We start from the raw sequence: 421 nt of genomic DNA, 5'->3' as shown, positions 1-421 counted from the left end.
CTGGGACTATACACCGAGCGGGCAAAGGGCCTGCGCCGGGCCTTGCTGGCAGCGTTGCCAGGCCCGGACGTGACGCGCTTCAAGTTCGTGGACCAGCCCAGCGTGCACCTGACCTGCACCCGCCGCTACGGCCGGGCCGCCGGCGGCCGGCGCGTGGACCAGGCCGGGCCGCGGCGCAACGACCCGGACGTGACGGTGGCGGCCGCGCTCACCCCGCAGGGCCTGGGGGCCGTCATGGCACTCGGCGGGGCCGTGAACACCGCCCGCTTCGCGGCCTACGTGGAGCAGGCGCTTGGCCCCACGCGCGTGGCCGGCGACCTGGTGGTGCTCGACAACTTGCGCGGGCACAAAGAACTTGCGCGGGCACAAAGCGCCCGGCCTGGCCGAGGCCGTCGCCGCCTGCGGCGCCCGCCGGCTGTTT

Annotated in this window: 1 protein-coding gene; it reads left to right on the top strand. The window is 75.3% G+C overall.

Going from position 1 to position 421, the window contains the following annotated elements:
* A partial coding sequence (locus BEN49_RS15480) for a transposase (protein ID WP_070744883.1) occupies positions 1-421 on the top strand: 421 nt, incomplete at both ends.

This window comes from Hymenobacter coccineus, from assembly GCF_001816125.1.
GTDB classification, from domain to species: Bacteria; Bacteroidota; Bacteroidia; order Cytophagales; family Hymenobacteraceae; genus Hymenobacter; species Hymenobacter coccineus.
Note: the sequence above shows the minus strand (reverse complement) of the source record. Positions and strands in the feature narration are given on the sequence as shown.